We start from the raw sequence: 22,907 nt of genomic DNA, 5'->3' as shown, positions 1-22,907 counted from the left end.
TATCAGAGTATTGATTATAGTGATAAAAGAATTTCCGGGGTTATTAAGCGATGATAAATCGGTTCAAACTCGGTAAACGGGCAGAGAGAACACTGCCCGTGGCGATAACTCAATCAATCAACGGTTGTTGGTCATTTTTCAACGATAGGCTTTTTAATTTTTCGGCCGGAATTTTACAGACCATTTCGCGAATAATTCCGGCGATCGAGTTCTCAGGGAAACTTTCCCATTGCCCAATACTCTCACGCTTAGCGATGACTTTCCCTTTACCGAAAGTCTCAGAAAAATAAACTCTGTCGAATACCGCTCTTTCTAACCGCTCACAATTGACGACATTAATGGCATGCGAGCTACGTATAGTAATCCCTTTATCCTTGGAGATAACACTCGGCTGCTTATAGTTATTAATTAAGTAAAATTGGCGCAGGTGGGGATTGCCGTTATAGAGGGACAGGCTTTCAAATGATAGATAAGTCGTCAGTTCTTTATTATCAACCAATTTGGCCATATGAGGCGGTTTGTTCTCTACTTTTTGTGTCTGCGGCGCACAGCCAGTGACCAGCGCTATTGCGATAATCATCAGTAGAGGTTTCATTATTCATTCCCTGCGGCGATATCAGGCCGTTCTTGGAGAAGCAGCGCCCTGCTAATGTTGCCCTGAATGGAGCAACTCAGTAAAGATTTACCCTTTTTACTGTCGAGCATGACGATTTTTTCTGCGCTATCTTTAGCAGGAGCAATACCATCGACAGCAGTAGGATTAGGCTGCCAAGGTTGGGACGGGTTGATCTTTATTTGCGCATGCGTGATATAAGTGTCGCTGTTCTTCTGCCACTTAAGTTCTGGTGTCAAGGCAATCACTTTCTCAACCGGCTCGTTGATCAGTAGTCCCCAGAAATAGTATTTCCCTAATTCCCCGAGGTCATTACTCTGCTCGTAATAGCCAGAGAGCGTGAAATCACCATCGCGTATGGTCTGGGTAAAGTAAGCAATCCTGCCATCTTTATCCTTCACTGGCACCCATGCATTTGCCTTTTTATCATCTTCCACACGGACAACTTTTTTTAACTCAGCACGGTGCTGATAAAGCGCCTGGAAAAACTGTGGATTACACTCAATAAGGCTAGCGGTTAACGTCGTTGCAGCAACACTACTGCCTATCGACGCGCCCAAAACTGATGTGATAAATATGATTTTTGCTACAGACATGTCTATTCCCTTATGCATTTTGTCATCCGCCGCAAACGCATTGCACGGCGCGCCTTAGCCAACCACTACCCCTGATAACTGGCTAAGTTCTTTCTATCGGCAACTCGGTACAGCACTTTAGAATTTTTACTTTTTCCTAACATCCACTTAGCCATGGAATACAGTCGAGTTAAGAGGAATGTTTCGGCGATAAATATAAAAAAACCCCGCAAATTTGCGGGGCTTTTATCGAAGCAGTGGCTAAATGTTTTTAGCGCGATGTTAGAACGGAATAATGTTAGAACGGAATATCGTCGTCAAAATCCATTGGAGGCTCATTGCCGCCTTGTGGCTGAGCTGCTGGGGCAGACTGAGCAGGGCGTGAAGTTTGACCGCCGCTGAACTGATTACCACCTTGTGGTTGCTGAGGCTGACCCCAACCGCCTTGCGCGCCGCCATCTTGCTGTGAACCACCTGCTGGTGCGCCACCGCCTTGACGACCACCCAACATTTGCATAGTACCGCCAACGTTAACCACAACTTCAGTGGTGTAGCGCTCTTGACCACTTTGGTCCTGCCATTTGCGGGTTTGCAATGCGCCTTCGATATAGACCTGAGAGCCTTTACGCAGATATTCACCCGCGACTTCAGCCAGCTTGCCGAACAGCACGACACGGTGCCATTCCGTTTTCTCTTTTTGCTCGCCGGTTGCTTTATCACGCCAGCTTTCGGAAGTGGCCAGGGTGATATTGGCAACAGCCCCGCCGTTAGGCATGTAGCGGACTTCCGGGTCTTGGCCCAAATTCCCGACCAAAATCACTTTGTTTACGCCTCTGCTGGCCATGTGAACTCTCCTGATGAAGTAAATTTTGTACAGTATAAACGAGTCAGTTTAACACGCGAACCACCAAACGGCACAACTGATCATAACTGCGTAATGCATTACAGATTTATCACGCTATCTGTCTTAATTGTACTCGGATACTGGATATCCATTCAGGTTTTTTTGTGTCATAATTATCCGTTTCGTACTGGCCGTGCCCTTTTTTCGGCGTTGTAAACGTGTGCCTACTGGCAACTTAACACAGTGATTTTTATGGCAAATGGGCAATTCCCTCACGCCTAAGTCATTGTTGTTACAGGCACGATGTCAATACCCTGCGGTTTCAAAGTTCGTGGGGCTAAACGCGAAAATGGCACGGTGAGAGGCTCAGTCTACATCCGGGAAGTGTTTGAATGGATAATATCGAAGTTCGGGGCGCTCGCACCCATAATCTTAAGAATATCAACTTGATCATCCCGCGCGACAAACTGATTGTTGTCACCGGCCTATCGGGTTCAGGCAAGTCCTCGTTGGCTTTTGATACCCTGTATGCCGAGGGGCAACGCCGTTATGTTGAGTCTCTCTCTGCCTATGCGCGCCAATTTCTATCGCTGATGGAAAAACCGGATGTCGACCATATTGAAGGTCTGTCACCGGCCATTTCCATTGAGCAAAAATCGACATCCCATAACCCGCGTTCCACCGTGGGGACCATCACCGAAATTCATGACTATCTACGTTTGCTGTTCGCCCGCGTCGGTGAACCACGTTGCCCTGATCACGATGTCCCGTTGGCGGCACAAACCGTCAGTCAGATGGTCGATAATGTTTTAAGTCAGCCTGAAGGCCGCCGCCTGATGCTACTCGCGCCCGTGGTACAAGATCGCAAAGGCGAACATACCAAAATGCTGGAAAATCTGGCGATGCAGGGCTATATCCGAGCACGAATCGACGGCGAGGTTTGCGATCTGTCAGACCCACCCAAGTTAGAGCTGCAAAAGAAACATACCATCGAAGTGGTTATCGACCGCTTTAAAGTACGTGACGATATGGCGCAGCGTCTTGCTGAATCATTTGAAACGGCACTCGAGCTATCTGGCGGCACGGCTGTCGTCGCCGATATGGACGATCCTCAGGCTGAAGAATTGTTATTCTCCGCCAACTTTGCCTGCCCAATTTGCGGCTATAGCATGAGCGAGTTGGAACCGCGCCTGTTCTCCTTCAACAACCCCGCAGGTGCCTGCCCGACTTGTGATGGCCTCGGCGTACAACAGTTCTTTGACCCTGATCGCGTACTGCAAAATCCTGAGTTATCGCTGGCCGGTGGCGCGATTCGCGGCTGGGATCGCCGTAACTTTTATTATTTCCAGATGCTACGCTCACTGGCGGATCATTATAAGTTTGATATCGAAGCCCCCTTTGACTCACTAGACGCCACGATACAAAAAGCCGTGTTGTACGGCTCCGGCAAAGATACCATTGAGTTCAAATACATTAACGATCGGGGTGATACCACCGTCCGCCGTCATCCTTTTGAAGGGGTGCTGCACAATATGGAACGCCGTTATAAAGAGACGGAATCCAGTGCAGTGCGCGAAGAGTTGGCAAAATTTATCAGTAATCGTTCCTGTGCTTCATGCAGCGGTACGCGTCTGCGCAGAGAAGCACGTTACGTCTTCGTACAAAACACCACGTTGCCCGAGATTTCCGAACTGAGTATCGGCCATGCATTGAGTTTCTTCCAAGACATGAAACTGAGTGGCCAACGAGCGCAGATTGCCGAGAAAATCCTGAAAGAAATTGGTGACCGCCTCAAATTCTTGGTCAACGTCGGGCTGAATTATCTGTCATTGTCACGCTCGGCCGAAACCCTGTCAGGGGGTGAAGCACAGCGCATCCGCTTAGCGAGCCAGATTGGCGCAGGTTTGGTTGGCGTCATGTATGTGCTGGATGAGCCATCCATTGGCTTGCACCAGCGTGATAACGAGCGTTTGTTGGAAACACTGATTCACCTGCGTAATCTGGGTAATACCGTCATTGTGGTAGAGCATGATGAAGATGCGATCCGCGCCGCAGACCATGTGATAGATATTGGCCCAGGAGCCGGTGTACACGGTGGTGAAGTGGTCGCAGAAGGCACCGTAGATGACATCATGGCTGCGCCAAACTCTTTGACCGGTCAATTCTTGAGTGGCAAGCGAGAAATCGAGATCCCAGCTAAACGCGTTGCCGGTGATCCCAGTAAAGTATTAAAACTGATTGGGGCGAGCGGCAACAACCTGAAAGATGTCACCCTTACCCTGCCGGTTGGGCTATTTAGCTGTATTACCGGTGTTTCTGGTTCAGGTAAGTCGACGTTGATCAACGATACACTCTACCCCATCGCGCAGAGCCGATTAAATGGTGCAACCAACAATGAGCCAGCACCTTACCGCGAAATCCAAGGGTTGGAGCATTTCGATAAAGTTATCGATATCGACCAAAGCCCAATTGGCCGTACTCCGCGCTCAAACCCTGCGACCTATACCGGTATCTTTACGCCTATCCGGGAATTATTCGCCGGTGTACCTGAATCACGCGCTCGCGGTTACACACCGGGCCGTTTCAGCTTTAACGTCAAAGGGGGTCGCTGCGAGGCTTGTCAGGGTGATGGGGTGATTAAAGTCGAAATGCACTTCCTACCCGATATCTATGTGCCTTGTGACCAGTGTAAAGGGAAGCGTTATAACCGTGAAACGCTGGAAGTGAAGTACAAAGGTAAGAGCATTCACGAAGTCTTGGCAATGACTATCGAAGAGGCGCGTGAGTTCTTTGACGCCGTGCCAGCACTGGCACGTAAGCTGCAAACGTTGATGGATGTTGGTTTGTCATATATTTGTCTGGGGCAATCGGCGACCACTTTGTCTGGTGGGGAAGCCCAGCGGGTTAAATTATCGCGTGAACTGTCAAAACGCGGCACCGGTCAGACCTTATATATTCTGGATGAACCGACGACTGGCCTGCATTTTGCTGATATCCAGCAACTCCTGGCGGTGCTGCATCAGTTACGGGATCAGGGCAATACCATTGTGGTCATTGAGCATAATCTGGATGTGATTAAGACAGCAGATTGGATTGTCGATTTAGGGCCAGAAGGTGGCAGTGGTGGTGGCGAGATTTTAGTCTCAGGCACGCCAGAAACCGTCGCACAATGCGCCGCATCCCATACGGCTCGTTTCCTCAAGCCGATGCTACAACCGAAGTAAAACGCAAAAAAGCACTCAGGGGCAATTCATTGCCTCTGGTGTTTTCACGCGCTACACAAGTTTATCCCACCCCCTTTATCCCTCACGACTCTGAGGGCGAGTTAGGCAATCAGCTCTTATAGCTTCAATGACATAACATTAAGGGTGGAGGGCTAAACTCAAACCGCTAACGCTTGACGTCTCTGTTCCGGTAGTCCCTGCAACACCAACTGATAAGAGCAATCGACTAACGAATAAAACTGCGAATTCGGTAGCTCCCCATCCAGAAACACCGTGTTCCAGTGCGCTTTATTCAAGTGTTCACTCGGCACGATATCCGGATGTTTCTCCCGTAAGCTCTCCGCCAGTTCTGGGCTAGTTTTTAATGAAATTGACGGTCGGCCCTTGGTTTCCCCCATCATGGCGAACATCACGTCTGCGACTTTAATTTGATTGACCTGCCATGCCTCATGATCGCTCTGCTCAGCGCCGGGCTTAGACATGCAGTACTCCAATAGTGCGGAATTATTCATTGGTAATCTCCTGTAATGGGCCTATACCGACTGGCGAAAAGGCCTCATAAGCGATTCATTCCATACGCTTTCAACGATTCATTCCATTGATGCAGCAACATGCTGAAGTGGTAGCTTGCACCTATTGTGGAAGATTTAATGTGAGCGATGAATGATCATTTGGCATAAATCAGCCAACACTAATGAGTATATTCTTTAATCGATTTACAGCCATGAACTCGCGGTAAAATAGACAAGAGACGAGGGTAAGTTGCGGAAAGGTGGAAGAAAAAAGACGGGAGAAATAGATAAGAAAAAGGCGCAGTATCTGCGCCTCGATCACTCAGTTATTGCACGGCAGCAAAAGCCGCAGCAACCCGCTGAACATTGCCGTGATTGACACCTGCCATGCACATCCTGCCACTGGCAATCAGATACACACCAAACTCTTCCCGCAAGCGATCAACCTGCGCTGCGCTAAAACCGGTATAGCTAAACATACCTCGCTGTTGCAGCAAATAGTCGAAATTGCGATTTGGCAGCGATGCTTTCAAGGCTTGTACCAGTGTGCTGCGCATTTCAATAATCCGCAAACGCATCTGTTCGACTTCCGCTTCCCATTGGGCACGTAACGCGTTGTCATGCAGCACTTTGGAAACCACCTGCGCACCAAAGTTTGGTGGGCTGGAGTAATTACGGCGAACCGTCGCTTTCAGTTGCCCCAACACACGGCCTGCTACGTCTGCACTTTCACACACCACAGACAGGCCACCCACCCGCTCGTTATAGAGAGAGAAAATTTTGGAGAAGGAGTTACTAACTAAACACGGCAATCCCGCAGCAGCCATCTCGCGAATGGCATAAGCATCTTCATTCAACCCAGCGCCAAATCCCTGATAAGCAATATCGAGGAATGGGATCAGATCCCGCGCTTTAGCCACTTCAATTACCTGATCCCATTGTGCATTCGTCAGATCAGAGCCAGTGGGGTTATGGCAGCAAGGATGCAGCAAAACAATACTTCTGGCGGGTAATTGCTGCAATGTGGCCAGCATTTGATCGAATTTGACGCCCAGCTTTTCGTCATCAAAATAAGGGTAGGTATTTACCTTGAAACCTGCGCCACCGAAAATCGCGACATGGTTTTCCCAAGTAGGATCGCTCACCCAGACCTGCGAATCAGGGAAATAAGTATGAAGGAAGTCAGCTCCGACTTTTAAAGCACCAGAACCGCCTACCGTTTGGATCGTCGCCACGCGTTGTTGAGCCAGTATCGGGTGCTCGCGACCAAAGAGAAGCTGCTGAATCGCAGTGCGGTAGGATTGCAAACCCTCCATCGGCAAATAGACTGGGGTTCCATGGGGCTGAGCGTTCAATTGTGCTTCAGCGACGTCTACCGCCTGCATTTGCGGGATTTCACCCAATTCGTTGTAATAAAGCCCAATGCTCAAATTGACCTTGTCTGCTCGGCCGTCGGCTTTAAAACTTTCCATCAGTGAAAGGATTGGGTCACCTGCGTAGGCGTCAACATGTTGGAACACGGTGCTGCACTCCTTTATCGATAATCGTCGTCAATACGCTAAATCATTCGCGTTGCCACCTACCAACGATTTAGCGTATACCGCATATATTTATGCAGCTTACCTTATTCCCCTAAATATTCCATCGTTACGCGGGAGGTCAGCTTAGTGATCAATTCGTAGGCGCTGATACCGGTACAGGCTGCAATTTTCTCTACGGGCAATTCTGCCCCCCAGAGCAAGACTTCATCCCCGACTTTGTCGTTAGCATCCGGCCCAAGATCGACTGAAATCATATCCATCGATACTCGGCCAGCAATGCCAACCTCACGCCCATTGATCCACATCGGTGTCCCCGATGGCGCGCTACGAGGATAGCCGTCACCATAACCAATCGCCACCACACCTAGCCGCGTATCTCGTTCACTGACCCAAGTGCCACCATAACCCACAGGTTCACCGGCTTTATGTTCACGTACCGCAATCAAACTGGATTTCAAGGCCATCGCGGGCTGCAAGCCAAAATGGCTAGCATGGGGTTGATCCAACGGCGAAGCACCGTAGAGAATAATCCCAGGGCGAACCCAATCACGATGCGCCTCTGGCCACAACAAAATACCGCCGGAGGCGGCAATCGACTGTTTACCGGGCTTATCGGCGACAAAGGCATCAAAACAGCGGAGTTGTTGGTGAGTGGTATCGACTTCTGGTTCATCCGCGCGACTAAAGTGGCTCATGATATTGATCGGCTGGACCACATTGCGACAGGCGCTTAAACGCTGATAAAAAGCGTCTGCGTGTTCAGGACGAACGCCCAAACGATGCATCCCAGTATCCAGTTTCATCCAAACATTGATGGGGGCGGGTAAGCTCGCGGCTTCCAGCGCTTCCAACTGCTCAATACTGTGCACTGCTGTTTCAATGCGATTCGCCACCAGAATGGGCAGGTCTTCTGCGGCAAAAAAGCCTTCCAGCAGTAAGATAGGTTTGACAATGCCGCCAGAACGCAGCATCAGCGCTTCGCTAATACGCGCAACACCATAGCAATCAGCATCCTGCAACGTATGCGCAATTTCCAATAACCCGTGGCCATAAGCGTTTGCTTTCACAACGGCAATCAGGCGGCTTTGCGGCGCCATACGCCGCACCTGTTGCAAGTTATGTCGCAGAGCGCGGCGGTCAATGACTGCAGTTGCCGCTTTCATTTCTTATCCTTAATTATCAATTATATATGTAAAGAAATTAGTGTTATTGGCTCACAGCAAGTGGACGCAGTTAACCCCTGCGGTTTCACGAATGAGGGGGATTGACTATTCGTCGTCGTATTGTGGGCCTGCGTAGTTATCGAAACGCGACCACTGACCATTAAATTTCAGTCGAACAGAACCGATCGGGCCGTTACGCTGTTTACCCAAAATAATCTGGGCGATCCCTTTCTCATCACTGTTTTCGTGATAAACCTCATCACGGTAAATAAACATGATTAAGTCGGCATCCTGCTCAATTGAGCCAGATTCACGTAAGTCGGAGTTGACGGGGCGTTTATCGGCGCGTTGCTCCAAGCTACGGTTAAGCTGCGACAGCGCAACCACAGGAACTTGTAGCTCTTTCGCGAGCGCCTTGAGAGAGCGTGAGATTTCGGCAATTTCCAAGGTGCGGTTATCGGAAAGCGATGGCACCCGCATCAATTGTAGGTAGTCGATCATGATCAGGCTTAAGCCACCGTGTTCACGGAAAATACGCCGTGCACGAGAGCGTACTTCCGTCGGTGTTAGGCCAGAGGAGTCATCGATGTACATATTGCGCTTTTCCATCAATATCCCCATGGTGCTGGAGATACGCGCCCAATCTTCATCATCAAGTTGGCCAGTACGAATGCGAGTCTGATCGACATGTGATAGTGACGCCAGCATACGCATCATGATCTGATCGCCGGGCATCTCCAAACTGAAGATTAATACCGGTTTTTCTTGCATCATCGCGGCATTTTCGCACAAGTTCATCGCAAACGTAGTTTTCCCCATCGATGGACGGGCCGCCACAATGATCAAATCCGATTTCTGCAAACCTGCCGTCTTTTTATCTAAATCAGAAAAGCCGGTCGAGACACCAGTGACACCATCATGGGGCCGCTGATAGAGCTGCTCAATACGTGCCACCGTCGCTTCTAGAATCTGGTCGACACTTTTTGGACCTTCATCTTTATTGGCTCGGCTCTCTGCAATTTGGAAAACTTTGGACTCCGCCAAATCCAGTAAATCTTCACTGCTACGCCCTTGGGGATCGTAACCGGCGTCGGCAATTTCATTCGCCACCGAGATCATCTCACGCACAACGGCACGTTCACGGACGATATCTGCATAGGCACCGATATTCGCCGCACTTGGCGTGTTTTTGGATAGCTCCGCCAAATACGCAAAGCCCCCCACCGAGTCTAAATCACCTTTTTGCTCCAATGATTCAGATAGCGTGATCAGGTCAATTGGCTTGCTGTTTTCCAGTAAGCGCTGCATTTCGGTAAAGATCCGGCGATGCGGACGGCTGAAAAAGTCATTACTGGCAACACGTTCTGACACGTTGTCCCAGCGTTCGTTATCCAGCATCAAACCGCCCAACACGGACTGCTCTGCCTCCAGCGAATGCGGCGGGAGCTTCAGCCCTTCCATCTGGCGGTCTCGTGGCTCTGTCGTATTGTTGGTTGGTTTTTTTGCGGCCATGAAGAGTGTTCTTTACCTTTGTTGCGAATAGAAAAAATGACGAATAGAAATTATAGCGACCTAGTATATACCCAAAGTAATTGGAGTTGCAGGTAACCGATAAATCAATCACGAATCTCTACACGCAAGATCTTGGCTACCTACCCAGAACCCTGTAGGGTGAAAATACATCTACGTCGAGGAGCTAATATGGCAAAGCGTATTCAATTTAACACCACTGGTGGGCCAGAAGTGTTGCAATACCTTGATTTTTCACCGGCAGATCCCACAGCTGACGAAGTGCAGGTTGAAAACAAAGCAATCGGCATTAACTATATCGATACCTATATTCGCAGCGGGCTTTATCCACCCCCTCACCTACCTAGCGGCTTGGGAACGGAGGCGGCTGGCGTCGTGGTGAAAGTGGGTTCATCGGTGAAGACCCTTAAAGTGGGTGACCGAGTGGTTTATGCTCAATCAGCGCTGGGTGCTTACAGCGAAGTGCATAATGTTAGCGCAGAAAAAATTGCTATGCTTCCCGAGCAGATTTCTTTCGAGCAAGCGGCTGCGTCATTCCTTAAAGGGCTGACAGTCCAATACTTATTGCGCCAAACTCATGAAATCAAACCCGGCGAAGTGTTCTTGTTCCACGCAGCCGCAGGGGGAGTCGGGTTAATTGCCTGCCAATGGGCAAAAGCGCTCGGTGCAAAACTGATTGGCAGCGTGGGGTCGGATGAAAAAGCAGAGTTAGCCAAAGCGGCAGGCGCTTGGGCCACCATTAACTATCGCACTGAAAATATCGCTGAGCGGGTGGTTGAACTGACCCATGGTGAGAAAGTGGGTGTTGTCTATGATTCGGTTGGGAAAAGTACGTGGCAGGACTCACTCAACAGCCTCAAACGCAGGGGATTAATGGTCAGCTTCGGGAATGCTTCGGGTCCTGTGACCGGTATTGACCTCGCGACGCTGAATCAGAAAGGTGCGCTGTATGTGACACGCCCATCACTCAATGCTTACGTGACCAATCGACAAGAGCTGGAAACCGCCAGTCATGAACTGTTCTCACTGATCGCGAGCGGTGCCATTAATGTTGATGTGGCTAAAAACCAGCAATTCCCGTTGCGGGATGCTCGTCGTGCCCATGAAATATTAGAAAGCCGCCAAACAACAGGGTCTAGCCTGCTGATCCCTTAATTTGCTAAGTCGTTTTGAGTTAATCTCGCGATAAAAATAAAGGGCTCCTGATTAGGAGCCCTTGCTTTCTTTGATGCATATGTAGGGGTACAGCTGGATAATCTGTCAGAAGCCGATCTGTTTTGGTAACAGTGCCGTTTATACGGCTATTTCTTGCCTCTAGCAGAGATGAAAAAGTGATACCGAATCGTATCGGGTAGCATCCTAGCAAGCACGCCTGAGAAAAAATACGCTTTCACGACAATTTGCATCACTAAACTTTCAGGCTGTGATCGCTCACGCAAGAAAGCAAAATAATCAGTAACGCCTGACTGTCGGTTTCTGCATCGAACGCCATAACCAAACGACAACGATCGCTAGAACCAACCATGGCAATAACTTAATCATCATGACAAATAACCCGCCGACCATCATAAAAGCCGCAGCGACCAGCAAAGCCGCAAATATTCCCAATAATGAAATGCCGGTCACCATGAGCATGATGAAAAAACCGATAACAAATAGAATTTCAAACATGGCGAGCTCCTTACTCATTGTTTATTGCCCTTGCATCGCGCGACAAAGATCGCGGCACAAGCAGGGTTTTATCGAGAGTATTACAAGAAACGTGCCAATCTAATGATTAAAGTTAACGCATTGAATTTAATAGAAATAAATTAAATACGGCCTATCCGAACAAACGGATAGGCATGGTCAAATTAACTAACTTGTAGTGAATTAGACTGCGGATAGTGAATTAGACTGCGGGCGAGTGACAAGGGCCAACGCCTGCTCGACGACGGAGACATCCGCACCGGGCTTATGTGCATTCTCACTGAGATGGCGACGCCACTGACGCGCACCGGGCACGCCCTGGAAAATACCTAAAATATGGCGGGTAATGTGGCCAAGATAGGCACCTCGTGACAATTCCTGTTCGATGTAAGGATAGAGCGCCTCAATAGCTTTTACGCTATCAACCACCTCAGCATTAGGATCAAACAGCTCACGATCGACTTGCGTTAGAATGCTGGGGTTTTGATAAGCCTCACGCCCCATCATCACCCCATCAAGGTATTTCAGGTGTTCTTTGGCTTCAGCCAATGTTTTCACCCCACCATTAATGGCGATGGTCAGTGCGGGAAAATCACGTTTGAGCTGATAAACACGTTCGTAATCTAACGGCGGTATTTCACGGTTTTCTTTCGGGCTCAGCCCTGATAACCAAGCTTTTCGAGCGTGTATGGTGAAGATATCGCACCCACCCTGCTCAGCAACAGTTTGCACAAACTCACACAAAAACGCGTAGCTATCCAAGTCGTCAATCCCGATACGGGTTTTCACGGTAACCGGAATAGACACCACATCACGCATGGCCTTAATACAATCAGCCACCAGACTCGCTTCTGCCATTAAGCAAGCACCAAAGCGACCATTTTGCACGCGATCGGAAGGGCAGCCTACATTCAAGTTGATTTCGTTATATCCGCGAAGCTCAGCCTGTTTGGCACACAGTGCTAAAGCCTGTGGGTCACTGCCACCCAGTTGTAGCGCAACAGGATGGTCCTGTTCGCTGTAAGCCAGATAATCGCCTTTACCATGAATAATGGCACCGGTGGTGACCATTTCGGTATAGAGCAACGTCTGCTTAGTGAGTAAGCGATGGAAATAGCGGCAATGGCGGTCAGTCCAATCGAGCATCGGCGCGACGGAGAACCTCTGTAGCGGAAAACCGCTTTTAAAATCAGTATGATCGCTTGTTATAGCTGAATTTGTCAGTGTGTTATTTTCGTGCATTCTGGGTCATTTTGTCGTGTTATTTCTTCTCAGCACACCTCAATTAGAGGTCACTGGAATAGTGATAAGGGAAAAGCATCGCCTACTATAACACAGAAAAAAATCTTCGCGCCGATGACTAAACGGCAGGTCATATTAGTAAACTTAAAGTTTTGAATAACTAGAGTATTTGCTCTCGACTCTATCTCTTTCAATAATAAAAAAATATCTAAAAAAATTTCAGAAGAATAAATAATGTATATTCCATTAATTCCAATTATCAAGTAGAGTTTCAATACAACTTCTTTAGATACTCACAAAATAAAAACATTTGAATAATATAGTCAATCATATTTTATTGAACCCCACATCAGTGACCACACTTTCATCTATAAACCCATACAATAAGTTTTAATTAGCCCTAATAAATTAACTTAATTAACACTGGACGAACATTAATTCCAATAAAGAAATAAATGTCGGAAAATTCCCACAAATTTTAGTTTAAAGTCCTATTTAAAATAAAATAGTACTGATTAATATCGAAACCAATATTAACTAATGTGGGTTTTATTTATGAAAACACCTCTCTTCACGCCGATAGCAGCAGCGATCTTCGGCATACTATCGGCGTCTTCTGCCAATGCAATTGATGTAGACTCAACAATCACCAATATTGTAGAAGGAGATGATTTCAGTAACTTTAATGTATCTCATACCGTTGCTAACATGTCTGGTGGTTCGATTTTCATGATGAGTAACAATGCTCAAATCGGTAATTTATTGGGTGGTACCATTAGCATTATGGATGGCAACACCCAAATTAATAATATGTCCGATGGCTTTATTGCTGGCATGTTTGGTAATAGTAATATCCTTAATATATCTGGCGGTAGAATTGGTAATATCAGTGGTGCCAATAATTTATTAACCTTTGCCGGAGATGCTACTAGTCTGAGTGGTGGAACACTTGTGGGTCACGTTAATAATAACGCCGACTTAACACTCTCGGATAATGGTTTTATGACAATAGCGTCAGGAGGAGGTACTTTTAATGCTCATCTTAAGATGAATGGAGGCACCGTTAGATTAACATCCGGTACATTGGGCACAGACCATGCTTTTGATATGCTCAGTGGAACCAATAATACTTTGTGGGCTGTTGCCGATACAGAGAATGTTAACCTTAATATTGCATCTGGATTGACAGGTACGATCAATACCGATGCTGGCGTAAATCTTACCTTAAATAACCTGACAGCAGACGGTACCACGACCCTAAATAAAGACGGTGCAGGGACTCTGAGTTTGTCTGATACAAGTCACTACAGCGGGACAACCTCTGTCAATGGTGGTGCAATTAGAGCCACGGCGAATAATATTTTCAGCAGCCTCTCAGATTTCATCACTCAATCTGCGGGTTCTCTGGATTTGAATGGTTACAGCCAAACACTAAAGTCACTCAACCATGCAGGAGTTGTTAATTTTGGCGGTAGTGGTGGAAATACCTTGAACATCATCGGAGATTATATCGGCAACAATGGATTGCTGAATATGAATGGTGTATTAGCTGCTGATGTTTCAGTGACAGACAAACTCAATGTTCAGGGTAATACATCAGGAACGACTTATGTTCAGGTTAACAATTTGGGCGGAAGCGGAGCGCAAACGCTCAATGGTATTGAGTTAATCAGTGTTACAGGTTCATCTGATGGTGAATTCATTCAAAGCGGCCGCATTATTGCTGGCGCCTATGATTATTATTTAAACCGTGGTCTGGATGCCAATGCCAATAATTGGTATCTAAACAGCACACTAGCTTCAGTCAACCCAGGCCCTGGTGGTGGTGGCGGCTTAACGCCAGATGAAGGTACCGCTCTTGGACCAAGAATTGAACGCCCAGAAGCGGGAGCCTATAGTGCTAACTTAGCTGCGGCCAATAATATGTTTTCTACTCGCCTGCATGACCGGTTAGGGGAAAGTCACTACATTGATGCGTTCACTGGCGAGCAAAAAGTCACCAGTATGTGGATGCGCAACGAAGGTGGGCATAATCGCTCCCGTGATACTAACGGCCAACTCGATACTCGAACGAATCGTTATGTCCTTCAAATTGGTGGCGATATTGCTCAGTGGAGCAATAACGATAAAGATCGTTTCCATCTAGGCGTCATGGCCGGTTATGGCAATAGCAGTAGTACTACGGACTCACGTATCTCCGGCTATAGCGCAAAAGGCTCCGTCGACGGTTACAGTACGGGTTTATATGGTACTTGGTTTGCCAATGACACCGATAAAACCGGTCTATATGTGGATAGCTGGGCACAATATAGTTGGTTTAATAACACGGTGAATGGCCAAGACCTAGCGGCCGAAGAGTATAAATCCAAGGGCGTTACCGCTTCAATTGAAAGTGGTTATACCTTCAATGTTGGCGAAAATGCAGCGAAAAATACGCGTTATTACATCCAACCGAAGGCGCAGGTGACTTGGATGGGGATAAAAGCTGATGACCACAAGGAAGCTAATGGCACTCGCGTTTCTAGCGAAGGTGAGGGGAATATCCAAACCCGCTTAGGGGCTAAAGCCTTTATGAATCACTACCGTGACCAGAATAAAGAACACGTTATTCAACCTTTCGTCGAAGCCAACTGGATCCATAATACGAAAGATTTTGGTACAAGAATGGATACTGCAATTGTTCAGCAAGAAGGCGCCGCAAATATTGCGGAGCTGAAGCTCGGCGTAGAAGGAAAGGTAAATAAAAACGTTAATCTATGGAGTAATGTTGGTCAGCAAATCGGTAACAATGGTTACAGCGATACGTCAGTGATGTTGGGCGTCAAATATAGTTTCTAATACTAACTAAAAATGAACAAATCGAGCCATTCAGCTCGGTTTGTTCGCTTTAATTTAGCGCTCACGCCGTAAAATCTCGCCATGATGGTTAGGCAGTCTAGTAACACGAAGAACTCGATATCAGGCCAGTATTGAAGTTAAAAAGACAAAATTGCGATGCTCGCCAACCCTGCGCCTTTTCATCTATCGGCGATTAACAGTAAATATGGTAAAATCCCTTCAATTCGACTGCGGCGGGATGTATATGATGAACCCTATCAATCAGGAAAAACTGCTGGCTCAAGCTGAAAGCTTGTGTCAACAACGTAACGTCCGGCTGACACCGCAACGTCTTGAAGTATTGCGCCTCATGGCACAACAGCCCGGCGCAATCAGTGCCTACGATTTATTGGATTTGCTGCGCGTATCTGAGCCTCAGGCTAAGCCTCCGACAGTTTATCGCGCATTAGACTTCTTGCTGGAACAAGGGTTTATCCACCGTGTTGAATCAGCTAACAGCTATGTGTTGTGCCATCATTTTGAAGAGCCGACCCACACCTCAGCCCTCTTTATCTGCGATAGGTGCAAGATAGTGACTGAACGTACTACGGTGGGTATCGAAGAAGCATTGGCACAATTAGCAAAACAGTCTGGTTTTACGCTGCGTCATAGTGTGGTTGAAGCGCATGGTTTATGTGCTGAATGCGGGGTAATCGAAGCGTGTGAAAGCCATGATCATTGCGATCATGACCACTCAATTGTGGCAAAAAAGAAGTGATTGAGGCAAAAGAGAGCAACGCCCAAGAATCTCGTTTAAGCTGTCGTCGATATCACGGCAGCCTTATTTTTAATATTAGCCATGACCAGCAAATATGAGACACATCCTTGTGTCGCGTCGATACAAACAATCATTCCAATGAAAATCCTAATATAGACTCTATTATTAACATGCATCATCAAAGATGATTGAATAATAAATTTAGTTAAACAACCGATATGAGGCTTATTTAATTAATAGTGATTATTCTAGCATGCAGAAATTCGAATCATTTGTATCGATATCAGATTAATTCCATTTAGTGATGTGACTACCAGCGATATTTGCTGTGGTCTTCCCAGGCCTTCACTTCTTTCTCAGCCTGCTCTTTCTGATAGCCGTATTTCTCCTGGATTTTACCGACCAGTTGGTCACGCTTTCCTTCAATAACCGTCAGGTCATCGTCAGTCAGCTTACCCCATTTCTCTTTCACTTTACCTTTAAACTGCTTCCAGTTACCGTCAGCTTGATCTTTGTTCATGATATCTCCGTAATCTTTGGATTAGTCAGTTTATTTAATTCAACACGATAAATATTTTCCATATTAATAAGCATCTAACGCCATCTATATAAACTAATAATTTATAGTTATTAACTTATTTAAGCATCAGTAGAAATATTTATCGTAGGAATAACTATAGCAGAGGAGACTGATAATTAAAGGCTGGTTGATATTAATGACTGGATTTAGATCAAGAAAGCAAAAATAGCGACTGAGAATATTCAGTTAAAACAGCAGGTAATAATGTATTATCGGAATGCTCTCAATTTAAATATGATAAGAAAGATTGTAGGGAAATGGATAATATACCCTTCTGATGGGAAGGGTATATTGCGGTCAATTAATTCAGATCCAGTCCCCATTACGGATGACGCCAACAGCCAATCCCTCAATGGTGAAGCTTTGTTCGCGCAGATCAACGACGATCGGCTCAAACTCGCTGTTCTCTGGCAGCAGCTGTACGATGCTACCCTGCTTTTTAAGGCGTTTTACTGTCACTTCATCATCGATACGTGCCACAACCACTTGCCCGTTCCGCACATCCTGCGTTTTATGTACGGCTAGTAGATCGCCATCCAGAATACCGATATCTCTCATCGACATTCCATTAACCCGCAGCAGAAAATCTGCGCTCGGCTTAAACATTGAAGGATCAACTTTATAGTGCCCTTCGATGTGTTGCTGTGCCAGCAGTGGTTCACCTGCAGCAACCCGCCCAATCAGTGGCAGGCCCTCTTCTTCTTCCATCAGCAAACGAATGCCACGCGAAGCGCCAGAGACAATCTCTATCACGCCTTTACGGGCCAATGCTTTTAAATGCTCTTCAGCAGCGTTAGGAGAACGAAATCCCAGACGCTGCGCAATTTCAGCACGGGTCGGTGGCATACCAGTTTGCGCCAAGTGATCGCGCACCAGGTCATAAACCTCTTGCTGTCTGGTCGTAAGTGCTTTCATTCCGCCCCCTGTTTGTTTATACAGTTTTGCTGTGAGTATATACAGGTAAGCGGATATTGGGAACCAAAGAGTGAATAAAAACAGGGATTAATCACAGCTTAATTGTGTCCTGTTGTGAACTCGCCGCGGCTTTATGCGCCATAGCGTCAACTCAAATGGTGCCAAAGTACAGATATCCAGACAAAAATAGCCAGCAGAACAGCTAAAAACACGGCAGCAGAGCCCATATCTTTAGCCCTGCCGGATAGCTCATGAAACTCACTGCCGATACGGTCGACTACCGCTTCAATTGCACTATTGATAACTTCAATAATAATCACTAGAACAACGCTACCAATCAATAAAATGCGGGCTACAGCATCTAAATCTAGCCAGAACGCCAGTATGATAGCCACGAGCGCAACGACAGCCTCTTGGCGAAAAGCCGCTTCATTGTGCCAAGCTGCGATTAAGCCTTTCGCAGAATAACCCGCTGCTTTGTAGATTCGGGTTAGCCCTGTTAACTGATTTGCCATGTTTTATTGCCTTTATCTTAAGGAGATGATGATTTTTACCGCTTTCTGTTGTCTCATCACCACAGATCTAAAAACCAGTTTCTGGTATCCTTGCGATGAATTGCTAACAAGAGGCTTCAAGTTGTCATGTCAGGTTGGCGTAAAATATATTATAAGTTATTGAATTTACCACTTAAATTGTTGGTAAAAAGCAAGGTTATTCCGGCAGATCCTGTGACTGAGTTAGGGTTAGACCCATCTCGTCCAATTCTGTACGTTTTACCTTATAATTCCAAGGCAGATTTGCTGACTTTGCGAGCGCAATGTCAGGCACAAGATCTGCCCGACCCTTTGATTCCATTGGAAATTGATGGCGTACAACTCCCAAGCCATGTCTTTATCGATAATGGTCCAAGGGTCTTTCGCTATTACGCACCAAAACAAGAGTCAGTGAAGTTATTCCACGATTATTTGGATTTACATCGTAATAATCCGGAATTAGATATCCAGATGCTACCGGTTTCCGTGATGTTTGGTCGCTCACCTGGGCGCGAAGGTCACGGCACACCTCATCTGCGGGTATTGAACGGCGTTGAGAAGTTCTTTGCTGTCTTGTGGCTAGGCCGCGATAGTTTTGTCCGGTTCTCAACCACGGTGTCACTGCGCCGGATGGCCAGTGAGCATGGCACAGATAAAACAATCGCTCATAAACTGGCTCGCGTGGCGCGGATGCACTTCTCTCGTCAGCGTTTGGCGGCGGTCGGCCCAAGTTTGCCAGCCCGTCAGGATCTGTTCAATAAGCTGCTGGCCTCTAAAGCGATTGAAAAAGCCGTTGCCGATGAAGCGCGGACTAAAAAAATATCCCACGAGAAAGCACAGCAAAATGCCATTACGTTGATGGAAGAGATTGCGGCAAACTTCTCTTATGAAGCCGTACGTCTATCTGACAGGGTATTGAGCTGGACATGGAACCGCCTGTATCAAGGCATCAACGTCCATAACGCTGAGCGAGTACGGCAGTTGGCGCAAGATGGCCATGAGATTGTTTATGTGCCTTGCCATCGCAGCCATATGGATTATTTGCTGCTCTCCTACGTGCTCTATCATCAAGGGTTAGTACCTCCTCATATTGCTGCCGGTATTAACCTTAACTTCTGGCCTGCTGGCCCGATTTTCCGCCGTTTGGGTGCGTTCTTTATCCGCCGTACTTTTAAAGGCAATAAACTCTATTCAACGGTGTTCCGTGAGTATTTGGGTGAGCTGTTTACGCGTGGCTATTCGGTAGAATACTTTGTTGAAGGCGGCCGTTCACGCACGGGTCGTTTGTTAGAGCCTAAAACCGGCACGCTGTCGATGACCATTCAGGCCATGCTTCGTGGTGGGTCACGCCCCATTACCTTAGTGCCCATTTATATTGGCTACGAGCATGTCATGGAAGTGGGCACTTACGCCAAAGAACTGCGTGGTGCGACCAAAGAGAAAGAGAACTTACTGCAGATGCTACGTGGCTTGCGCAAGTTACGTAATCTCGGTCAGGGCTATGTTAACTTTGGTGAACCCATTCCGCTGACCACCTACTTGAACACGAATGTGCCGCAATGGCGGGATGCTATCGATCCGATTGAAGCACAGCGTCCAACTTGGCTGACACCAGCAGTGAATGATTTGGCTGGCAAGATCATGGTTAGAATCAACAATGCGGCAGCGGCAAACGCCATGAACCTCTGCTCTACCGCATTATTGGCCTCACGCCAGCGCTCACTGACTCGCGAGCAGTTACTTGAGCAACTCGATTGCTACCTGCAATTGATGCGCAACGTACCTTACGCGAAAGACGTCACTGTTCCGGATAAAACGCCGGAAGAGTTACTGAATCACGCCTTGAATATGAATAAGTTCGAGGTGGAGAAAGACAATATCGGTGACATCATCATCCTGCCACGGGAACAAGCCGTGCTGATGACTTATTACCGCAATAATATCCAGCACTTGCTGATGTTACCGTCGCTGATTGCCAGCATGGTGATGTACCACCGCCGCATTACTCGCGCTGAGTTGCTGCGTCAGATTGGCATGATTTATCCGATGCTAAAAGCCGAATTGTTCCTGCATTACAGCAAAGAGCAGTTACCGCATACGCTGGATACCTTGGTTGATGAACTGGCGCGTCAGCAGCTTATTTGCGACAAAGGGAATGAGTTGGTGCTGAATCCAGCCCGTATTCGTCCACTGCAATTATTGGCTGCGGGTGTCCGAGAAACACTGCAACGTTACGCGATTACGCTGTCGTTACTCAGTGCAAATCCAAGTATCAATCGTGGGGCGCTGGAGAAAGAGAGCCGTATCATGGCGCAACGTTTGTCAGTTCTGCATGGCATTAACGCACCTGAATTCTTTGATAAAGCCGTCTTCTCAACGTTGGTGGGCACACTGCGTGAAGAAGGTTATATCAGTGATACGGGTGATGCTGTTCAGGCACAGACATTGGAAGTTTATAATATGTTGAGCGCCTTGATGACGCCGGAAGTGAAGCTGACGATTGAGAGTGTCAGTATGCCAGCGGAAACCAGCGAACAGTTGCCAGAACCTGAAGAAGATAAATCGGAAAATTAATCGGTTAGCGTGACAATACTGTTAGCTAAACAATATTGGTTAGCAAACAGTATCGGTTAGCAAACAATAAAAGTGGCCAGACTTACCCTCTGGCCATTTTTTATAGGTAGCTCACCAGAATGCCTAAAAATAGCACCAATCCCACATAGTTATTGTTTAGAAATGCTCGGAAGCAGGCATCACGCTCACGTTGAGCAATCAACTTCTGCTGATGAACAAACAGCGCCCCTGCGAGCAGTAATGACCAATAAAATGCCCCGCCCAGATTCATCAGCCAGCCAACGGCGACCATCAGTACCAATGTCGCTAATTGCAACAATCCAATGATCAGTTTGTCATGTTGACCAAAGAGAATGGCAGTAGATTTAACCCCAATTTTGAGGTCATCATCACGATCAACCATCGCATATTGCGTATCGTAAGCGACCGTCCAGCAGATATTGGCCAAGAATAGTAGCCAACAAACTAAGGGCAAACTTTCGCTGACTGCCGCGAATCCCATCGGGATTGACCAACCAAAAGCAGCCCCCAAAACCACCTGAGGTAGATGGGTAACCCTTTTCATAAACGGGTACACCCAAGCCAGCGCCAGTGCCGCCAGTGATAGCCCGATGGTCATGCGATTCAGGGTTAAGACTAAGCCAAACGAAAGCAGTACCAAGGTGACGAACAGGATCTTGCTCTCTTTTTCACTAATGGCACCGCTGGGCAGCGGCCGAGAGGCCGTACGCTTCACATAGCCATCAATATTCCTGTCAGCATAATCATTGACGACGCAGCCCGCCGCGCGCATGAAGAAGACCCCTAAGACAAAAACAATCAGTATCTGAACCTCAGGAATGCCTTGCCCCGCCAACCATAGCGCCCACAATGTCGGCCACAACAATAATAAGGAGCCAATCGGCTTATCGATGCGCATCAAACGGCAATAAGCCCGCCATTTGCTTTGGTCAATACTTCCCTTCAATTTATCCATCTCCTAAATCTCACAGCCAACTCAGCCTGCAAAAACCGAATAAAGCGGCGAGGCCGGTAAAAAAACTTCTGTCAGTAACAAGGGTTTGCCTGATAGGCGTAGCAATGAGCGGCGCGCCCATAGCGCATTCTGCCGCCCTACCTGAATATAATCCCGCGTTAAATTATCGCCACCAAATAAATAGCGCCCGAGCGGTATCGTCCCTAAATCCACCAGCGCACGGTCTGGGCCTGACAAGGTTTCTTCGGGAATGACCGTGCGCCCCAGTAGCCAAGGTTCATTATCACCACATAAGATGATTTCCCGCAGCCAATAGCGTTCACTTACGGGTAAATGTGCCGCATCTTCACCTAATTCATCGCGTGTCACGAAGCATTCACGTTGCGGTTCGACATGGACTCGCTGGCAATGCTGCTCAAAGCGCCGAGTCATTGAGCCTAATTCCATCAACCAATCAGCAATATTGGCGGGAATATCGGGCTGTTCAATGGCACACCATTCGATAGGCTTTAAAATTGATGCATCGCCGATAGACATGCGACTAGCTCCCTGCTGGGGATTTAATAATGACGAAAGAGAGCGCTATTGTAGCGCAGAATGAGCCAAGGGCGGCATCTGATTATCATAACCACAACAACCAATTAACGCCGATAAATTCAGCAAAAGGATGCGCAGCATCGAAGCTCTAGAGAGGTCATCGGGTAAAGAAGATATTGCATAAAACAAGATAAGGCGCAGTCGCTGCACATACCGCCCCATAAAAAAAGGTGCGCCAAAGCGCACCAATCATCTAGCCATATT

At 47.4% G+C, this 22,907-nt stretch carries 19 protein-coding genes; 5 read left to right on the top strand and 14 right to left on the bottom strand.

What is annotated here, in order from left to right; genetic code table 11:
* Window positions 1-109: 109 nt before the first annotated feature.
* The 3 genes from DA391_RS01645 to ssb1 all read right to left on the bottom strand — a co-directional run bounded on the left by DA391_RS01645 (window position 110) and on the right by ssb1 (window position 2,032).
* Window positions 110-595, bottom strand: a complete 486-nt coding sequence (locus tag DA391_RS01645; protein WP_050082918.1) for a surface-adhesin E family protein — start codon at window positions 593-595, stop codon at window positions 110-112.
* Complete coding sequence (locus DA391_RS01640; protein WP_050082963.1) at window positions 595-1,209, bottom strand: hypothetical protein; 615 nt, start codon at window positions 1,207-1,209, stop codon at window positions 595-597. Before DA391_RS01640 ends, DA391_RS01645 begins: the two co-directional genes overlap by 1 nt.
* Window positions 1,210-1,486: 277 nt before the next feature.
* Window positions 1,487-2,032, bottom strand: coding sequence for a single-stranded DNA-binding protein SSB1 (gene ssb1, locus DA391_RS01635; protein ID WP_019212327.1), 546 nt, complete (start codon window positions 2,030-2,032; stop codon window positions 1,487-1,489).
* A 392-nt stretch (window positions 2,033-2,424) separates the two neighbouring features.
* Here ssb1 and uvrA point away from each other — a divergent pair, with 392 nt between their 5' ends.
* Window positions 2,425-5,256 (top strand): excinuclease ABC subunit UvrA, encoded by a 2,832-nt coding sequence (gene uvrA, locus DA391_RS01630; protein WP_050082920.1) that lies wholly within the window; start codon window positions 2,425-2,427, stop codon window positions 5,254-5,256.
* A gap of 158 nt (window positions 5,257-5,414) precedes the next feature.
* Here the strand turns inward: uvrA and DA391_RS01625 are convergent, their stop codons facing one another.
* The 4 genes from DA391_RS01625 to dnaB form a co-directional block, all read right to left on the bottom strand.
* On the bottom strand, window positions 5,415-5,768 hold the full coding sequence (locus DA391_RS01625; protein WP_019212325.1) for an MmcQ/YjbR family DNA-binding protein: 354 nt from the start codon (window positions 5,766-5,768) through the stop codon (window positions 5,415-5,417).
* Window positions 5,769-6,094: 326 nt separating this feature from the next.
* On the bottom strand, window positions 6,095-7,288 hold the full coding sequence (locus tag DA391_RS01620; RefSeq protein WP_050286674.1) for an amino acid aminotransferase: 1,194 nt from the start codon (window positions 7,286-7,288) through the stop codon (window positions 6,095-6,097).
* Window positions 7,289-7,392: 104 nt separating this feature from the next.
* Entirely contained in the window at window positions 7,393-8,472 is a 1,080-nt protein-coding gene (alr, locus tag DA391_RS01615; protein WP_057650743.1) for an alanine racemase, read from the bottom strand.
* Window positions 8,473-8,577: 105 nt separating this feature from the next.
* Complete coding sequence (gene dnaB, locus DA391_RS01610) at window positions 8,578-9,984, bottom strand: replicative DNA helicase (RefSeq protein ID WP_019212322.1); 1,407 nt, start codon at window positions 9,982-9,984, stop codon at window positions 8,578-8,580.
* 189 nt (window positions 9,985-10,173) lie between these two features.
* On the opposite strand from dnaB, the gene DA391_RS01605 reads away from it, so the two are divergent.
* Complete coding sequence (locus tag DA391_RS01605) at window positions 10,174-11,157, top strand: quinone oxidoreductase (RefSeq protein ID WP_108087281.1); 984 nt, start codon at window positions 10,174-10,176, stop codon at window positions 11,155-11,157.
* Between the two features lie 297 nt (window positions 11,158-11,454).
* Here DA391_RS01605 and pspG read toward each other — a convergent pair whose 3' ends face one another.
* Both pspG and dusA read right to left on the bottom strand, forming a co-directional pair.
* Window positions 11,455-11,673, bottom strand: coding sequence for an envelope stress response protein PspG (pspG, locus tag DA391_RS01600; protein ID WP_042806916.1), 219 nt, complete (start codon window positions 11,671-11,673; stop codon window positions 11,455-11,457).
* Between the two features lie 201 nt (window positions 11,674-11,874).
* Window positions 11,875-12,933 carry a tRNA dihydrouridine(20/20a) synthase DusA gene (gene dusA, locus DA391_RS01595; RefSeq protein ID WP_050082926.1) on the bottom strand — a complete coding sequence of 353 codons (1,059 nt, stop codon included), beginning with the start codon at window positions 12,931-12,933 and terminating at the stop codon, window positions 11,875-11,877.
* A 555-nt stretch (window positions 12,934-13,488) separates the two neighbouring features.
* Here dusA and DA391_RS01590 point away from each other — a divergent pair.
* Both DA391_RS01590 and zur read left to right on the top strand, forming a co-directional pair.
* Window positions 13,489-15,771: an autotransporter outer membrane beta-barrel domain-containing protein gene (locus DA391_RS01590; protein ID WP_050286675.1), complete on the top strand. Its 2,283-nt coding sequence runs from the start codon at window positions 13,489-13,491 to the stop codon at window positions 15,769-15,771.
* A 247-nt stretch (window positions 15,772-16,018) separates the two neighbouring features.
* The gene (zur, locus tag DA391_RS01585) at window positions 16,019-16,528 is read left to right on the top strand and encodes a zinc uptake transcriptional repressor Zur (RefSeq protein ID WP_050082930.1); all 510 of its coding nucleotides are present in this window, start codon (window positions 16,019-16,021) and stop codon (window positions 16,526-16,528) included.
* Between the two features lie 310 nt (window positions 16,529-16,838).
* Here zur and DA391_RS01580 read toward each other — a convergent pair whose 3' ends face one another.
* The 3 genes from DA391_RS01580 to DA391_RS01570 all read right to left on the bottom strand — a co-directional run bounded on the left by DA391_RS01580 (window position 16,839) and on the right by DA391_RS01570 (window position 18,538).
* Window positions 16,839-17,048 (bottom strand): CsbD family protein, encoded by a 210-nt coding sequence (locus DA391_RS01580; RefSeq protein ID WP_004391853.1) that lies wholly within the window; start codon window positions 17,046-17,048, stop codon window positions 16,839-16,841.
* Between the two features lie 366 nt (window positions 17,049-17,414).
* The gene (lexA, locus tag DA391_RS01575) at window positions 17,415-18,023 is read right to left on the bottom strand and encodes a transcriptional repressor LexA (protein ID WP_019212315.1); all 609 of its coding nucleotides are present in this window, start codon (window positions 18,021-18,023) and stop codon (window positions 17,415-17,417) included.
* A 146-nt stretch (window positions 18,024-18,169) separates the two neighbouring features.
* A complete protein-coding gene (locus DA391_RS01570; protein WP_050082932.1) occupies window positions 18,170-18,538 on the bottom strand; it encodes a diacylglycerol kinase in 369 nt (122 codons plus the stop codon).
* Between the two features lie 126 nt (window positions 18,539-18,664).
* On the opposite strand from DA391_RS01570, the gene plsB reads away from it, so the two are divergent.
* Window positions 18,665-21,130 (top strand): glycerol-3-phosphate 1-O-acyltransferase PlsB, encoded by a 2,466-nt coding sequence (plsB, locus tag DA391_RS01565; RefSeq protein WP_050082933.1) that lies wholly within the window; start codon window positions 18,665-18,667, stop codon window positions 21,128-21,130.
* Window positions 21,131-21,230: 100 nt separating this feature from the next.
* Here the strand turns inward: plsB and ubiA are convergent, their stop codons facing one another.
* Together ubiA and ubiC are read right to left on the bottom strand one after the other, a co-directional pair.
* A complete protein-coding gene (gene ubiA / locus DA391_RS01560; protein WP_050082965.1) occupies window positions 21,231-22,097 on the bottom strand; it encodes a 4-hydroxybenzoate octaprenyltransferase in 867 nt (288 codons plus the stop codon).
* Between the two features lie 30 nt (window positions 22,098-22,127).
* A complete protein-coding gene (gene ubiC, locus DA391_RS01555; protein ID WP_050082934.1) occupies window positions 22,128-22,643 on the bottom strand; it encodes a chorismate lyase in 516 nt (171 codons plus the stop codon).
* Window positions 22,644-22,907: the final 264 nt, after the last annotated feature.

The organism is Yersinia massiliensis (genome assembly GCF_003048255.1).
In the GTDB taxonomy this organism is placed as follows: Bacteria; Pseudomonadota; Gammaproteobacteria; order Enterobacterales; family Enterobacteriaceae; genus Yersinia; species Yersinia massiliensis_A.
This window is presented reverse-complemented; position numbering and strand designations above follow the sequence as displayed.

Excerpts from the sequence above, each read along its gene's own strand:
- DA391_RS01645 (WP_050082918.1), bottom strand. The coding sequence starts at position 595 with ATGAAACCTCTACTGATGATTATCGCAATAGCGCTGGTCACTGGCTGT.
- DA391_RS01640 (WP_050082963.1), bottom strand. The coding sequence starts at position 1,209 with ATGTCTGTAGCAAAAATCATATTTATCACATCAGTTTTGGGCGCGTCG.
- ssb1 (WP_019212327.1), bottom strand. The coding sequence starts at position 2,032 with ATGGCCAGCAGAGGCGTAAACAAAGTGATTTTGGTCGGGAATTTGGGC.
- uvrA (WP_050082920.1), top strand. The coding sequence starts at position 2,425 with ATGGATAATATCGAAGTTCGGGGCGCTCGCACCCATAATCTTAAGAAT.
- DA391_RS01625 (WP_019212325.1), bottom strand. The coding sequence starts at position 5,768 with ATGAATAATTCCGCACTATTGGAGTACTGCATGTCTAAGCCCGGCGCT.
- alr (WP_057650743.1), bottom strand. The coding sequence starts at position 8,472 with ATGAAAGCGGCAACTGCAGTCATTGACCGCCGCGCTCTGCGACATAAC.
- dnaB (WP_019212322.1), bottom strand. The coding sequence starts at position 9,984 with ATGGCCGCAAAAAAACCAACCAACAATACGACAGAGCCACGAGACCGC.
- DA391_RS01605 (WP_108087281.1), top strand. The coding sequence starts at position 10,174 with ATGGCAAAGCGTATTCAATTTAACACCACTGGTGGGCCAGAAGTGTTG.
- pspG (WP_042806916.1), bottom strand. The coding sequence starts at position 11,673 with ATGTTTGAAATTCTATTTGTTATCGGTTTTTTCATCATGCTCATGGTG.
- dusA (WP_050082926.1), bottom strand. The coding sequence starts at position 12,933 with ATGCACGAAAATAACACACTGACAAATTCAGCTATAACAAGCGATCAT.
- DA391_RS01590 (WP_050286675.1), top strand. The coding sequence starts at position 13,489 with ATGAAAACACCTCTCTTCACGCCGATAGCAGCAGCGATCTTCGGCATA.
- zur (WP_050082930.1), top strand. The coding sequence starts at position 16,019 with ATGAACCCTATCAATCAGGAAAAACTGCTGGCTCAAGCTGAAAGCTTG.
- DA391_RS01580 (WP_004391853.1), bottom strand. The coding sequence starts at position 17,048 with ATGAACAAAGATCAAGCTGACGGTAACTGGAAGCAGTTTAAAGGTAAA.
- lexA (WP_019212315.1), bottom strand. The coding sequence starts at position 18,023 with ATGAAAGCACTTACGACCAGACAGCAAGAGGTTTATGACCTGGTGCGC.
- DA391_RS01570 (WP_050082932.1), bottom strand. The coding sequence starts at position 18,538 with ATGGCAAATCAGTTAACAGGGCTAACCCGAATCTACAAAGCAGCGGGT.
- plsB (WP_050082933.1), top strand. The coding sequence starts at position 18,665 with ATGTCAGGTTGGCGTAAAATATATTATAAGTTATTGAATTTACCACTT.
- ubiC (WP_050082934.1), bottom strand. The coding sequence starts at position 22,643 with ATGTCTATCGGCGATGCATCAATTTTAAAGCCTATCGAATGGTGTGCC.